Source organism: Streptomyces sp. NPDC048590, assembly GCF_043199535.1.
Lineage (GTDB): Bacteria > Actinomycetota > Actinomycetes > Streptomycetales > Streptomycetaceae > Streptomyces.
The window spans coordinates 54,491-68,399 of record NZ_JBICWC010000007.1; the positions used below are offsets into that span (position 1 = coordinate 54,491).

A 13,909-nucleotide genomic window follows, 5' to 3' on the forward strand; every position below is an offset into this window, starting at 1 on the left:
GTTGCGTTCGAGGTCGCGCGGTTGTTCTGCGGCTTCAAATCGAGAGCCTCTCTGTTGGGGTGTGGTGTGGGGCCCACGTCGTCTCAGCGTGTCCTGCGGATGGCGTCGGTGGCCGCCGTGGCGATGGCGGTGGGAGCGCTGGAGGGCCGGGGCAGGTGCAGCAAGGTGGTCCCCGGCAAGTGGCGGGACTCTGCGGTGAGGGTGAGCTGGAGTACGGCGCAGCCAGCGGTCGTGAGCTGCTTGACGCGGGTGACGGCTTGAGCGGTTTCGTCGCTGACGTATCGGGCGTCGGTGACGATCACGAGGAGGCGGCCAGCGCCGGGGCGGCTGAGTTCGAGGCCGTGGTCGAGTGCGTCGATGGCGTCGCCGAGGTTGTGGTGGCCGCCAGTGGCATCGAACGTCGTCACGTGTTTTGGTGCGCGGTGGGTGGGCCGGGTCAGTGCGGTCAGGTGCTGGTCGTAGGCGATGGTGGCCGTACGGGAGTCGGGGTCAGTCAGGGCCGCTGCGCGTGCCACGATCCAGGCAGCGGACGCGACGGGCGCGCAGGCGGCACGCATGGAGCCGGAGACGTCGACGGCGATACCCACACGCAGCGGTGGGGTGGGGGAGTTCCGGCGGCGGGTGTGGGTGAACGGCTCTGCCGTGGGCCTCGCCCCGGCGGCGCGCTGCGCGTCGCGGGCGAGGGCGGCGCGCATGTTGAGGCGGCCGGGCGGTGTGGGGCTGGTGGTCCGTTCCTCAATTCGCTCGCGGTAGGCGGCGGCGCGCAGGGCGCGGCTCAGACGCGCGGCGGCACTCTGCTCGGCGGCGGTGGGCCTGCGGGTGCCGGTGACCGGATTGCTGCGGGGCGCCGGTGTGCCGTCGGGGGTGACGGTGGTGCCGCGGGTGTTGAAGACCGACTTGGCGGTGGCGGCGGCTTTGCGTCGCTGGCCGACCCGCTGGGCGCGGTCCTGCGCCTGCGCCTTGGACTGCGCGGCCATGGCGTTGGTCGCTGCGGCCTGTGCCGCGAGGTCGGCGGCGTCGGTGGCGGCCGTGCTGTCCATGACGACTCCCACGGCGCCGGACAGCAAGTCGGTGAGGTTCTCCGGCACGGGCAGGTCGGGTGCCGCGGTGTCCAGGGCGTCACACCACTTCTGGCCGTGCACGAGCATCGTCGTGGCGTCGTGGTCAGCGCACTGCTGGGCTGCGGTCCAGATGCGGGTGAGAGTGGCCAGCAGGTTTGCACCGAGCACCTTTTCGCACAGAACGGCGACGGCCTGGGTCTCACCGGCGTCCAGGATGCCGACGTCACGGCGGCCGAGGATCAGGGCCGCCGCGCCGGCGGCCTGCTCGATGCCCTGGAGGGTGGGGTGGGCGATGTCGGGCATGACCAGGGTTCGGGCACTGGTGCGCAGGTACCGGCGGTCCGTGGGCCGCGTGATCAGGTGCGCGCCTTCGACACGGCTCTCCTCCAGCAGGAGCGCGGCCTCGACGGCACGGGGGTCTGCTCCAGCAGGCTGCGTCCAGACGGAGTGAGCCGCGTGCGCGGCCTCGTGGACGAACACGCCCCAGGCGGCGGGATAGCGCTCCTCGTCGCCCACGATCCGCGGATGGATCTCCTGGGGCTTCAGTGGCGCAAACAAACGGGCGTCGAACTCGACCTCGCCCAGCGTGGGGAAGTAGGCGGCCGGTGCGCCGCTGCGCGTGCCGGGGCGGCAGGTGACGAGGAGGTCCTGGCGGCCGGATAGGGCGACCAGCCGGTCGCCGAGTTCGGCTCCCACGCGCAGCCATGCGTCTGGGGAGGTGCGGGGTTGTGCGGGCGGGGCGCCGTCGTCGTCCCAGCGTGCGAGGTCGGCGTCGTCGTCCGGCGTGATGGCGGGCGACTGGACGTGGTGGTGGGCGCTCATCGCGAGCGGCCCCGGGGTGCGGAGCCGACGCTGCCCGGCGGCTGCCGGGCGGCTGAGGAGGGGAGCTGCTTGCCGAGGGTGAGGGGGGCGATCTTCTTGATGCCGACGGCCTTGGTGACGGCGTCTGCGACGGCGTCGCGATCCTCCATAGGAGCGATGCCGACGAGGTTCGCGAGCGCGGCTTTGGTGCCGAGGACGGCCTCGGTCTTCTGGTAGCTGAGCAGCTCTCGCAGTTGAGGGGCCCAGCCCAGCTCGCCGAGTTCGACCTGGTGGGCGAGGTGTCGGGCGACCCGTACCACCCGGGCATCGATCCTCAAGGCCAGGGCGAGGTCGTAGTCCGTGCCGATCTGGATCTGCACGCTGAACCGGCTTGCGAGGGCCTCCGTCAACACCGCCCCGTGGACGCCGGGGTTGTGGCCCGCCACCACGTAGAAGCCAGGCTCGGCCTTGATGGTCTCGCCCTTGTGCGCCTTGACCTGGATCTGCCGGCGCCCGTCCATCGCGGGATACAGCGCCGCCAACACCTTCGGTGAGATCAAGGTGGCATCGTCGATCAACAGGGCGCGGCCCTCGGTCATCGCGGTGACCAGCGGACCGTACTGGAACACGTAGCCTCCGCCGTCGGCCTGCGTCCAATCGCCGATCAAGTCGCCGACCTGGGTGTCGCCGTCACCGGCGACAGTGAGCAGGTCCGGGAACGCCGCCTCGACCAGACTCGTCTTGCCGGTGCCGGGAGGGCCGTAGAGCAGCACCGGTACGTCGGCATCGCGCAGGCGGTTCAGCGCCTCGACGTCGGGCAGATCGGCCAGTTCCCGGGGGTGGTAGAGCTGGCCGCCCGCGCGGCGGATCGGGCCGGTCTGCCTGGGGATGGCTGCGGCGGGAGTGGCCGTGCGGGCCGTGGCCGCTTGGGCGCGGGGAGCGTGGGTGCCCGGTGGGCTGATCACAGCGGTCTGCGCGGCTGCGGCGGTTTTCGCGTTCGCGCGGAACTCCGGTTGTCCGGTGCCGCTTTGGTCGGCTTCGCCACGTCGTACCAGGGTGAGGGCGGCGTTGCGGACGGCGCCGTGGGAGTGGCCCAGCTGCCTGGCCATGTCCCCGATGGTGAGCCTGTCCGTCGGTCGGTCGGCCAGTAGCCGGGCCACCTTGGCCCGCAGTTCGCCGCCCTTGGTGCGCGCTGGACTGGTGGGCGTAACGGGTGTGGTCAAACGAGCCTCCTTGAACGGGTGCGGGTGCGGGCGGGTTGGCGATGCGCTGGAGAGGCTGGCCGCTTCCGGAGCGAAGCACGGGCTGTGGCGACATCGGCGACCGGGCCAGCTGAGGGATTGCCGGCAGCGTTCACCGGTCGGCCGATGGCTTGGTGCAGGTGCACGGGATGGTCGGCGACGGGCAGTGTGCTGGCTGCCGAGCGGGCCCGTATGTCCGTTGCGTACCGGGTTCCGTCGTTCGGCAGGCGCAGTCGGGCGTCTCTTCGAAGCCGTCCTGGAGCAGGATCCGCCGGGCGGCGGCGTTGTAGCCGGTGGTGGTGATCTCGCCGGTGATGGTGTGCCGGATCGTCAGGAACGGCTCTGCTGGTGTGTCGGGCAAGGCGGATCTCCTATCGCTGGTGGCGGGAACGGGGAGGGTCGCGGGCTGCTTGTCGGCTTCCGTGGCGGTACGAGTCGGCGGCGTGCGGCGAGTAGGACGGCGAGCGCGACGGCGGCGCCGGCGGCGGGGAGCACGGCGCTCGCTAGGGGCTGCTCGGCGAGGCGTCCGGACAGGGCGGTGCCGGCGGACTGCCCGACGCCGATCGAGAGGATCAGCCAGGCGTACGCCTCGCTGGTGCGGGCCACGGGTGCGAGGGTGTCGGTGGTGACGTAGGCGCAGGCGACGACGACGGTCAGGAAGGCTCCGGGCACCACGACCGCGGCGGTGGCCGCGTACGGGCCGGGGAGGAACAGGAGTGGCACCCACCCGGCCACGAACGCACCGGCGGCGGTGATCAGCCGGCTGGTGGTGGTGCTGTTCCAGTGCCGGCGGCCGTAGAGGAGGCCGCCCAGGAAGCTGCCGGTGGAGAACGTGGCGGGCAGGGTCCCGGAGAGCATCTCCTGGTGGTGTTGCTCGGCCATGGAGACCGCCCAGATGTTCATGGCGCCGATCGCGAAGCCGATGCCGATCAGAGAAGCGAAGAGCAGTACCAGTGCGGGACTGGCCAGTCGCGGTGTCTTGCGTGCTGGTCCCTGAGTGGGCGGGGCCGGACGCCAGCGTCGTGACGGTGGGGCGAGCGCTACCGCGGCGGTACCGGCCATGCCGAGTACAGCGGTGACCGCGAGTGCGGTGGTGGGGCTGTGCGTGGCGGCGAGTGCTGCCACGAGCAGGGGGCCAATGATGTAGAGCAGCCCCTGCGTGCCGGTGTCGAGGGCGAGGGCCGCGTGGCGGAGTCGGGGGTCGGGCAGGACGCTGGGCCACAGGGCCCGCAGTCCGGCCTCCAGGGGCGGTGTGCTCAGGCCGCCGGCTATGACGATGGCCGTGGCCAGGCCCGCTCCGCCGTACGGGCCGGCCAGTGGCAGGGCCACCAGGAGCGCGGAGTTGATCAGGGCGGCCGGCAGATGCACCGCTGTCTGGCCGTGGCGGTCCATGAGGCGTCCCTTGACCGGCTGGGCCAGCGCGGAGGACAGCCCGTACAGGGCGCTGAGCATTCCGCCGAAGGCGATGACGTGGCCGCTTGCGGTGGCCCACAGGACGATGGCGACCGGTGCCATGCCGTTGGGGAGCCGACCGGTGAGGGTGCCTGCGAGGAGACGGGTGACGTACGGGCTGCCCAGCACCGCGCCGTAGGTGGGGCGCGATGCCGGGGCGGGGGAAGCGGTCAGAGACAACGCGGGGCTTTCTCGGTGGTCAGCGGTGGTGGCTGCTTGTGCTGGCGCGCGGTGGTGGTGCGGGTGGGGTGGTGTCCACGGCCGGGCGCGGGCGCATGCGCAGGACGGGGGTGCGGTGTGGGGGCAGGACGGCGACGGTCGCGCCAAGGTCCTCGGCGGCGTCTTCGACTTCGCGGGCGAGGAACTCGACCTGCCGGCCGAGCGCGGACAGGCGGGCGGCGATCTGGCGTCCGTGCACGGTCTGCAGCGCGCTGGCGAACTGGCTGCTGGTCTCCAGGAGTTCCTGCAGGCGGACCGTGGGGCCGGCGTCGTAGCCGCGCTGGACGGCGCTCAGAAGCGCGTTGGATGCGTCACCGGCACTGTGGCCTTCGAGGACGTCGCGGATGAGTTCCTGCAGGGACACCTCCGGGACCGGCACGGGGCGGTTGAACCGGGAGATGTCCGGGCGCAGCACGCCGGGCGGGACCGCGGGGGGCAGGGCCTTGCCCGCCTCCCACTCGTGGGCGTGGTGCCCGATCACCTTCCAGCCTGGTGCGCCCGGGTCGCCGTGGAGCGCGACCACCGTCGAGTCGTTGTCCTCGACGAGGTACGCGAGCGTGATGGGCTGGCCGTCGGCGGCGTACCAGGACTCGATCAGGTCCAGTTCGCCGCGCTCCTGCGCGGCCTGGGCCTTCTCGGTCCACGCCTGCTGTTCCTCCATCGTCAGCGAGGGTCGGTGACGAGGGGCGCCGTGTTGGTCGGCGAGGTTGCTGGCGATGGAGCCGTGGTCGGCCCACGCGGTCAGGTGGGGCCACAGCGCCGCGCGCCGAGAACGCTCGGCCGAGGGGCCGGTGACCGGCCGGTCGAGGGCGGGGCGGATCTCGGCGGTGGTGGCGGACAGGCCGTCCAGGACGGTCCGCCACCCGGCCAGGTGTCGTGCGGGCGGCAGTTCGTCGAGCGCGCGGCGGGCGGCGTCCAGGAGGTCCTCGGCGTGCGGGGCGAGGTGGGTGGCGTACGCCTCGACCGCCGCTTTGTCGCGGTGGGCTCGTGCGGCTGCCGCTGCTCTTGCGTGGACGGTGCGGCCGAAGCGGTCGCGGGTGGTGTCGAGCGCGACCTCGTACTCGTGGTCGATGACCGCCATCCGCAGCCGGAAGGTGCGGGCGCTTTCGATGATGTCCTTCGCCACCGTTGGGGAGCCGTCCGGAAGGGGGCTTGGCTCTGTCATCGGGACCGCCCCGTTTCAGCGGTCAGGTGAGCGGTCGGTGCGTAGGTGGGCTTCGGCGGGATCGGCCGGGCAGAGGGAGGCGAGGTGGTGGGCGCGGTGGCGCGCTGGGTGGTCCGGCCGGCGGCAGCTTGTGCGAGGCGGCTGCGGCGCCCTTGGAGGCCGTTGGGCCGTGCCGGGCGCGCAGCTGTGGCGGACTGCATGGGGTCCAAGCGGATGTTGGCCCGCACGGTGTAGCCGTGGCTGCGCAGGTCGAGGACGGCCTGGCGGGTGCGGCGGGCTCCGTCCCGCTCGGGCTCGCTCAGCCGGTAGAGCCCCGGCTCGTCGGGGACGGGCTCGAACTGCTCGCGCTCAAGGAACCAGTGGGCGAGGTGTGCGGGCATCGAGGCGGTAGAGGAGGCGACGAAGCCGTGCTTGGGGTGGGTGCCGAAGGCGAAGTGGGATCCGGGGTGCAAGGGGGAGTGCTTCTCCTGACGTGGTTAGGGCGGGGTGGCCAGTGGCCGTGTCGAGGGCGGAGGCATCCAGCGAGGTGGCGTCGCTGTAGCGGCCAGAGGCGGCTATGCCCTGCCAGGTCTCGTACTCGCCTTAAATCTCGTCAAGGGCGGCGGCGATGGCTGCGGCCCGGCGGACGTGGACGGCCTGGCCGTAGGCGGGCGTACCGGTTGGTTAGAGCCTGCGCCGCATGGAGTAGATCTCCACCCGGCGCTGATGTGATCTCCAAAATCGACCAGTGCTGCTCGTTGCCTCACTCGCTCCGGTGTTCAACGCAGTAGGGGTTTCGGTGAGCGTCGCGCACGTTGTCGACCGGGGCTGCCCGCGTGGATGATCTGCGCCTCAGCCTTGGGCGAAGTTCCCGCTCTCGCGCACCAGGGCACGCAGGCTGCGTCCGTATGCCCACGCGTGCTCGCGAGCCGCTGCCTCCAACTGGTCGTGTCCGACCTGGGCGGTCATCTGACCGCCCCACTTGCGGTACCGGTACACGGGAACCGGAAGCAGGATTCCGGCAGCGAGTGCGGTCACGCCGAGGGCCGCGCAGTAATCCTCCCCTTGGACGAGGCCGCCCATGGGTGCGGCGCGCACGAGGTCGGTACGGGCGAGGATCGTGGTCGGCCCAATGGGGATGGTGTCCGCCGGTGATGTCCAGTACGTCCATACCTCGCCGGCCTCGTGCCGACCGGGCGGAGTGGGGCAGCGCCACAGGGTGGTCGAGCCGTCGGAGTGCTGGTCCTCGCTCCACCCGGCGCACCAGCCGACGCCGGTCGATTCCAGGGTGTTCAGCCGGAGGGACATCGCGTCGTCGGTGAACTCATCGTCGTCGTCCGCCCAGTTCACGAATTCGGTGCGAACTTGGGTGAGGGCGAGGTTGCGGGCGCAAGCGGCGCCGACCGGTCGCGGCAGCGGCAGCGTGCGGACGCGGGAGTCGTGCGCGAGCGGCGCGGGCAGGCGGTCGGGGGTGGCGCCGTCGAGCGCGATCACAGCCTCCCACGGCACGGACTGCCGGGTGAGGCTGGCGTGCATGGCGCTGAGGAACTCGAGCCGTTCCTCGCGCAGGCGACTGGCGATGACGACGGTGATCAAGGGCTTGGTGTGTGAGGGCAGGTCAGGCTCCGGGAAGCGTGGAGGTGGTGGCTGGGCCGTCCGTCGAACTGGACGTGGATGCCGCTGTATCCGGCACCGGTGGTGGGGCGGCGATGAAGGAATGGGTGGACGGGGGGTCACGCGATCAGGGCCTCGGGAGACCGCCGTTGCAGGTAGTTACCGGCGGGGCGCGGTGCCGGGGGACGGAGGGGCCGGCGGCAGGCCCGTAGCGGTAGTTCCCCGCTGGTGGTCGGTCGGTGTCGTTGGGGTGGGGGCCGGGTCGTAGGTGGCCCGCAGCCTCTGCATGCCGGCCTCGTCGGCGAGGGCCAGGACCGACACGGCCCGGCTGGCCGCCGTCATTAGAAGGTTTGAGATTGACTCCTTGGCCGCATCGCGGCTCTCCCGATTCCAGCGGGCCGCCGCGACGAGGTAGTCGCTCAGAGCCTGCAGCGCGGGTTCGGCGGCGTCCAGTACGTGGTCAGTGACCGCGTCGATTTCCGCCGGAGTCTGGGCTGAGGCGAGGGCGTCCAGGTACGGAGTGGAGTCGAGGCCGGGCCAGGGCTGATCGGGTAGGGGGTGCGCGGCAAGGAAGGGCTGCGCGTCGCGGCGTGCCCACCGCTTCAGGTCGCTGGGAGTGGCGACGCAGTGCCGGGCGGCGTGGATCTGGTCGGCGTCGCGGCCGACGTTGTCGTACAGGTCGAAGTCTGGGTCGCGCGGGGTGATGCGGGTCCTTCGAGGCCGGTGCGGGCTACAGGTCGTCAAGGTCGTCGGTATCGGAGAAGCTGTCGTCGAGGGTGTCCTGCTGGTAGTGGAAGACCGCTTCCTCCAGCGGGTGGAGGTTGGAGATTCCGGGGTGGGAGCGGAAGGCGTCGGTGCGCTCGTGGATGTACTGCTGGGTGTCCGCGGCGGCGGTGATGGTGCGGACGGTGTTCCGGGAGGAGATCAGGCCCCACTGCGTCATGTCCGTTGGGGTGGTGTGCTTCATCCACACCCAGATCCCGTTGCCGAGCTTGATGATGCTCTCGGGGTGGTACAGGCCGCCGGTCCTCTTGTTGCGGCGGGGGCTGCGGCGTTCCCCGAGGTCCCGCATCAGGCCCTGGGCGGCCTTCTTCAGGACGGCGCCCTCCAGGTCGGCGCGCTCGTGGATTCGGGCACACAGGTCGTCGAGGAAGTCGTCCTTGTGCATACGGCCGGCGTCGGTGGTGACGTGCTGGGCTGCTTCGAGGGCGAGCTGGCGCAGCTGGGGGTCGGAGGAATACTTCACGGGAGGTCGCGGTCCTTCCAGGCGGCGGCTACTTCGGCCAGGGCGGTGGTGGCGTGCTCGATCACTTCGCGGGTGACAGCTCGGCCGGGCGGTGCGAGTTCGGGGTCGTACTGTGCGAAGGTGCGGCTGCCGCGTATCTGGGCGAGGGCGGGGAGAATCTCGCAGAGCAGGTTGGTGGCGACCCTGCGCTGCCGCAGGTCTTCCTCCTGGCGAGCCTTGCGTTCCGCCCACGCGCCCTGGATGGTGAGTTCTCCCTCGGCGACCCTGTCGGCCAGTTGGGGGTCCTCGGAACGCAGGCGCGCGAGCTGGGCTTCCGACGATTCGGCCTGGGCCTTGTTTCTCTGCGCGACTGAGTACGCCTCGTTCAGGCCCATCGTGCCGTTGATGACGGCCTCGGCCAGGTCCGGTGCATGCCGCAGGACCATGTTGGCCTGTCCGATGCGTCCCACCGAGACGCCAGCTTGTTCACTCAGTGAACGGACGGACCGTTCACCGGGTGAACGCTGCTCGTGTTCACTGAATGAACGCGCCTTGGCTGTGATCATCGCGAGCTGGCCCTTGGTCACGTTCCGGCGCTGCCTGTTGGCCGAGAGTACGTACCGGCCGGTGTCGTCGCCTTCGTATGTGATGTAGGTCGGCTGAATGCCTGCGATCTCGCAGGCCCGCAGGCGGTTCTTTCCGTCCAGGATTCGGCCGGTGGTGTCGAGGACCACAGGATTGTCGAGGCCGTGCTCGCGGATGTCGTCCGCCAGGGACTGGAGCTCTTCCTCGTCGAGCAGGGGGAAGAGTGCGGTGGTCGGGTGTAGCTCGATGGTGTTCTCCGTGGTGGATCAGAGGTGAGGGCGAATCGGCACCCGGGTCAGTGGCGACGGCCACTGCCTGGGCAAGCCGCTCAAGAGCGTGGGCTCATTGGCGGACGAGGCGATGGCCAGCCGGTCGTCCCGCAAGGAAGGGGAGCGGCGGCGCCCGTAGTCGCCGCCGCGATGGCTGCAAACGGGAGTTCGTGCTTGGGGGCTATCCGCCTCGTCTTGCATGCCACGAGATACCGATGCGGCTGGAGCTGCCCACGAAGTGTGGGCTTGAGCAGCCGGTCAGCCTTGTGTCGCGCGCCTTGATTCGTGAACTCGGCGCATTTTCAATGCATGCGGGCGTCGGTGTCGAAGAGGGCCAGTTCGTGGCTGTGCAGGAGGTGCTGGACGATGAAGCTGCGTCCTGCGACCTTCCACAGGCCACGGCCGCGGTTGAGGTGGGCGATGGCGTCCATTTCGACGGAGGTCAGCCCGAGCAGGGAGGCCGCGGCGCGGAGCTGGTCGGTTTCCTGGCGGTAGATGATTCGGGTGCTGCAGTCGGCGAGGAGGCCCTCGGCCAAGGCCCGGCCTTGTGAGCCGGCGTCGCCGGCAGTGAGTAGGTCGGACAGCCGGTGGATCACCATGAGGTTGGCGATGCCGAGGCCGCGGGACAGCTTCCACTGGGCCTGCATCCGCTGGAGCAGACCCACGTGCCGCATCAGGCGCCATGCCTCGTCGTAGACGATCCAGCGCCGGCCGCCGCTGGGGTCGGAGAGGGCGGATTCCATCCAGGCGCTCGCACAGGTCATGGCGAGGACGAGGGCGGTGTCGTCTCCACTGCCGCCGAGGCGGGACAGGTCGATGGTGAGCATCGGCACGTTCGGGTCGAAGCTCACGGTGGAGGGGGCGTCGAACATGCCGGCCAGGTCACCGTGGATCAGGCGCCGCATGGCGTGGGCCAGGTCGCGTGCGGCGTCGCCGAGTTGGCCCGACATCATCCCGGCGGCCTCATCGAGAGTGTGAGGGGTGTTGAGGGTGGCGGCGATGTCACCGAGGAGCGGGGTGCGCTGCGTGTCGGCGGCGCGGGTGACGACGGCGTCGAGGGCGACATCCAGCGCGGTGTGCTCCATGGGCATCAGGTCCCGGCCCAGAACGGTCCGGGCCAGGGATCCGAGCAGGAGCAGGCGTCGCTTGCGGATCTCGCCGACCCAATCGGCCTCGGAGACGCCCTGTGGACGTGGCGCCGCGTCCAGAGGATTCAGGCGTCCCGGCAGCCCAGGGCCAAGGGCGACGGACCGGCCGCCGAGAGCCTCCGCCACCGGCGTCCACTCGCCCTTCGGGTCGCACGGCACGTAGACGCGGTATCCGAAGGCCACCGAACGCAGCGCGAAGGACTTGGCCAGGGCGCTCTTGCCCTGGCCGATCACTCCGGCGAGCAGGAGGTTGGGGTTGGTGAATCCCTCGACTTTGCCGTACAGCGCGAACGGATCGAAAACGAAGCTGGCTTCGGCGTGGACGTCACGGCCGATGTAGATGCCTTCGGCGCCGAGGCCGCCTTCGGCGAGGAAGGGGTACGCGCCTGCGGCTACAGCGGTGGTCATGCGGTGGGTGGGCAGTTTCAACCGGTGCTGGCGGGCGGAGGCGGGCCCAGGGCGTCCGCTCGACGGGTAGAGCGGTGCGGGTGGCTCGTGCTTGGCCGGTGTGGCGCCTGTCTGGTGGGCGCTGGCTTCGGCACGGGCCTTGGCGGTTGCTTCGGTGAGCTGGCGACGGGCTTCCTTGCGGCTGGCCCTGTCGGTCCCATGCGGGGTGAACAGGGGGCTGGCGGAGGCGCGGCGGGCGCGGCGGTCGGGCCGGTGGCTCATCGGGGGCGCTCGATTCTGCGGGTAGTGCTCATCGCACGCATGCCGTGGTGTGCGCGCGGAGGTCACTGGGGGTGGTCTTGCGCCGGGTGATGTGCCCGGCGGCGAGGTGGCGCTGGCAGATCGTGAGGACTGTTGGTCCCTCGGGAAGCTGTTCGGGGCGGCACTCGGTGGAGTTGGCAGTCGTGGTCGGTAGCTGGTGGAAGGCGGCGTGGGTTTCGGTGGCGGCCTGCCACAGCCGGGTCCGCGCGGTGGCCAGGTGGCGCCCGGCAGCGGGGTTCTGGGGCCGGGTGGTGTCTGCGAGCTGGTCCAGAAGCTGGTGCAGCGTGGTCAGGTGAGCGTGCAGCACGTCCAGGTGAACGCGGTTGGCAGCACGTTCCTGGGCGGGCAGGCTCCGGGCGTGGTGGCGGATGCCGGCGGTGGCGGCGCGCAGATAGGGCTGTGTTTCGTGCGCGGCACTGTTTTTCAAGAAGGTCCTTGCTGGGTCGGTGAGGTCAGCGGCGACGGGGGCCCGAGTCGGATGGATTCGGCGGAGCGGGTGCCTGCTGGTTGGGAAGGCAGGCCGGAGATGGGGCTGGGGCCGGCTGGGGCGGCTTGGCTAGCGCCGCTGCGAGCACCCCGTGCAGTTGGGCGAGGCTTGAGCGCCAGTGTGTGACGAGCTGTTCGCTTACCCATCCATAGGTCTGTGGAGGCCGGGTGAGGAGGGTGACGAGGGCCGCAGCCGCGAGTTCCCGCAGATCATGGGGGAGCGGAGGTAGAGGCTTGTGCGGGCCGTATTCGGGGTGGAGAGGCTTACCACCGGGACAGGACGAGGCGGTTACCGCTGCCGCTGCGACTGTTACTTCCCAGTTCTCAATCCTGCTGCTGTCAGGCTGGGAGAGGGCGTGGCGCAGGAGACCCTCGGGCATGTCTGACCGGTCGAGCAGCAAGGCGTAGTCGGCTGCCAGGTCGTTGTCGAAAGGGCCGGTGCCCCATGTGCCCATGGAGGACTCCTCAGTTATCAGGTCGTGCGGGCGAGGGGGAGGGCGGCGACGGTGAAGGCTTCGGGCTGCTGGTAGTTGAGACGGCGCAAGTCGACGCCGGCGGTGACGGCGGCGGTCTCGATCTGTGCGCAGGCAGCGTCGAGGAGAGCATTGTTCTCGGCCGTGACGGTGACGAGCCCGGTCAGGGCCACGTCCGCGTGCCCGGCGATCAGCTGGCGCTCTCGCGTCTTGACGTCGGCGTACTCGACGGAATCGCTTTCGGAATCGACTTGACCGCGTCGGGCGCGCTCGCTCGCATCGGCGATGATCGCAGCCTTCCTCCGTTGGACGTCCCGCAGTGCGGACTCGAGCCCCTGGGGTGCGTAGATGAGGGACAGGCTGCGCCGTACTCCGGCGGTGAACATGATCCCGTGCAGGAAGCCCGCTCCCATTTCGGTCCGCGGCCAGTTCTCCACCCAGTACGTCGCATGCCGGGCGCTGTCGGTGGCCAGACGGTCGTACTCCTCGACCTGGACGACAGGTCCCGCGGCGGCGGGTTCCGCTTCGGCGCGGCCGGTCTCGGACCACTGCTGGAGGGCGGCGAGAGCGGCCGGGTCGTAGGCGGTGCGGATAACCGCGGCGATCTCCCGGGCGCTCAGCCACCCGGTCACCATGAGACCGGCGTTCCGGGCTGCCTGGGCGAGGGACGCGGTCGTCTGCTCCATGACGGTGAATGCGCCTGGCAGGCCGCCGCCGGCCTGTGCGATCAGCCGTTTGGCGGCCTTCAGGTCAAGGGATATGGCGAGGTAGGTCTCGTGCGGTGCGGCGGCGGGGCTGGCTGAGGAGACCAGTTCGGAGTAGATCTGTCCGGCGACCGGGGTCTGGGGACGCCCGTTCTGGGTCCAGTGACGGGTCAGGGTGTCACCGCTGTCGGGGACGGTGCGTTCCAGCACTTGCACGGTGGCGATGTGGCCGGTGCGGGCGATGCCTGCCAGCGCTCGGCCCCAGCTGTTGACGTTGTGGTTCTGGGTGGCCGGGTCGAGGAGCGCGAAGGCGCGGGAGGCGACGCGTGCGATGGCGGTCAGGGTCTGCTGGTGCGGGTCGTACACGGCCGCAGCGCCATTGGCGGAGTCGCCGGGAGTAACCACCTTGAGGGAGGCTGCGGCGCCAGGTAGGTGTAGGACGCCTTCCTGCCGTGGGCGGGTGACGGGCCGGGCGAGCCAGAGCGTCTGGCCGGTATGGCGGCGGTGTGCGTAGCGGGTGACGATCGGCGCCCAGTCGATGAGGGAGCGGCCGTGCCGGCGGATGGCGATGAGGGCACCGGAGGCGGCCCACAGCGGGGTCAGGGTGACGGCGCCCAGCAGGCCCGTGGAGATCACCGTCATCAGCAGGAGCGCCAGCGTGCACGCGGCCAAGGTGAGCTGGGGGAGTGAGAGGCCGAGGAGGATGCCGCGGCGGCTCCGGTGCGGGAATTTCACGCTGATCGGAGCGGCGGAGAGATCAGTCAAGGGGCGGTTCCTGG

General features: G+C 70.7%; 14 protein-coding genes. All 14 read right to left on the reverse strand.

Features of this window, described 5'->3' with window-relative positions; translation table 11 throughout:
- Window positions 1-83 precede the first annotated feature (83 nt).
- The gene (locus ACGFNN_RS21095; protein WP_393557850.1) at window positions 84-1,883 is read right to left on the reverse strand and encodes a hypothetical protein; all 1,800 of its coding nucleotides are present in this window, start codon (window positions 1,881-1,883) and stop codon (window positions 84-86) included.
- Window positions 1,880-3,022 carry an AAA family ATPase gene (locus ACGFNN_RS21100; RefSeq protein WP_393558432.1) on the reverse strand — a complete coding sequence of 381 codons (1,143 nt, stop codon included), beginning with the start codon at window positions 3,020-3,022 and terminating at the stop codon, window positions 1,880-1,882. The genes ACGFNN_RS21095 and ACGFNN_RS21100 overlap by 4 nt, the downstream gene beginning before the upstream one ends.
- A 193-nt stretch (window positions 3,023-3,215) precedes the next feature.
- Window positions 3,216-3,437, reverse strand: coding sequence for a hypothetical protein (locus ACGFNN_RS21105; protein WP_393558433.1), 222 nt, complete (start codon window positions 3,435-3,437; stop codon window positions 3,216-3,218).
- Window positions 3,434-4,735: an MFS transporter gene (locus ACGFNN_RS21110; protein ID WP_393557852.1), complete on the reverse strand. Its 1,302-nt coding sequence runs from the start codon at window positions 4,733-4,735 to the stop codon at window positions 3,434-3,436. The genes ACGFNN_RS21105 and ACGFNN_RS21110 overlap by 4 nt, the downstream gene beginning before the upstream one ends.
- A 19-nt stretch (window positions 4,736-4,754) precedes the next feature.
- Entirely contained in the window at window positions 4,755-5,939 is a 1,185-nt protein-coding gene (locus ACGFNN_RS21115) for a hypothetical protein (protein WP_393557854.1), read from the reverse strand.
- The gene (locus ACGFNN_RS21120) at window positions 5,936-6,391 is read right to left on the reverse strand and encodes a hypothetical protein (RefSeq protein ID WP_393557856.1); all 456 of its coding nucleotides are present in this window, start codon (window positions 6,389-6,391) and stop codon (window positions 5,936-5,938) included. The genes ACGFNN_RS21115 and ACGFNN_RS21120 overlap by 4 nt, the downstream gene beginning before the upstream one ends.
- Before the next feature lie 379 nt (window positions 6,392-6,770).
- The gene (locus ACGFNN_RS21125) at window positions 6,771-7,514 is read right to left on the reverse strand and encodes a glycosyltransferase family 2 protein (protein WP_393557858.1); all 744 of its coding nucleotides are present in this window, start codon (window positions 7,512-7,514) and stop codon (window positions 6,771-6,773) included.
- A gap of 177 nt (window positions 7,515-7,691) precedes the next feature.
- Window positions 7,692-8,276, reverse strand: a complete 585-nt coding sequence (locus ACGFNN_RS21130; RefSeq protein ID WP_393557860.1) for a hypothetical protein — start codon at window positions 8,274-8,276, stop codon at window positions 7,692-7,694.
- Complete coding sequence (locus ACGFNN_RS21135; protein ID WP_393557862.1) at window positions 8,263-8,778, reverse strand: hypothetical protein; 516 nt, start codon at window positions 8,776-8,778, stop codon at window positions 8,263-8,265. The genes ACGFNN_RS21130 and ACGFNN_RS21135 overlap by 14 nt, the downstream gene beginning before the upstream one ends.
- Window positions 8,775-9,590: a ParB N-terminal domain-containing protein gene (locus ACGFNN_RS21140; RefSeq protein WP_393558435.1), complete on the reverse strand. Its 816-nt coding sequence runs from the start codon at window positions 9,588-9,590 to the stop codon at window positions 8,775-8,777. Before ACGFNN_RS21140 ends, ACGFNN_RS21135 begins: the two co-directional genes overlap by 4 nt.
- Before the next feature lie 323 nt (window positions 9,591-9,913).
- Entirely contained in the window at window positions 9,914-11,428 is a 1,515-nt protein-coding gene (locus ACGFNN_RS21145; RefSeq protein WP_393557864.1) for a VirB4 family type IV secretion system protein, read from the reverse strand.
- Between the two features lie 28 nt (window positions 11,429-11,456).
- The gene (locus tag ACGFNN_RS21150) at window positions 11,457-11,894 is read right to left on the reverse strand and encodes a DUF6238 family protein (RefSeq protein ID WP_393557866.1); all 438 of its coding nucleotides are present in this window, start codon (window positions 11,892-11,894) and stop codon (window positions 11,457-11,459) included.
- Window positions 11,895-11,919: 25 nt separating this feature from the next.
- A complete protein-coding gene (locus ACGFNN_RS21155; protein WP_393557868.1) occupies window positions 11,920-12,408 on the reverse strand; it encodes a DUF4259 domain-containing protein in 489 nt (162 codons plus the stop codon).
- A gap of 17 nt (window positions 12,409-12,425) precedes the next feature.
- On the reverse strand, window positions 12,426-13,895 hold the full coding sequence (locus ACGFNN_RS21160) for an SCO6880 family protein (protein WP_393557870.1): 1,470 nt from the start codon (window positions 13,893-13,895) through the stop codon (window positions 12,426-12,428).
- Window positions 13,896-13,909 lie beyond the last annotated feature (14 nt).

What these genes read in the sequence shown, in the direction of transcription:
- ACGFNN_RS21145 (WP_393557864.1), bottom strand. Translation starts at nt 11,428, where the DNA reads ATGAGCCACCGGCCCGACCGCCGCGCCCGCCGCGCCTCCGCCAGCCCC.
- ACGFNN_RS21095 (WP_393557850.1), bottom strand. Translation starts at nt 1,883, where the DNA reads ATGAGCGCCCACCACCACGTCCAGTCGCCCGCCATCACGCCGGACGAC.
- ACGFNN_RS21155 (WP_393557868.1), bottom strand. Translation starts at nt 12,408, where the DNA reads ATGGGCACATGGGGCACCGGCCCTTTCGACAACGACCTGGCAGCCGAC.
- ACGFNN_RS21115 (WP_393557854.1), bottom strand. Translation starts at nt 5,939, where the DNA reads ATGACAGAGCCAAGCCCCCTTCCGGACGGCTCCCCAACGGTGGCGAAG.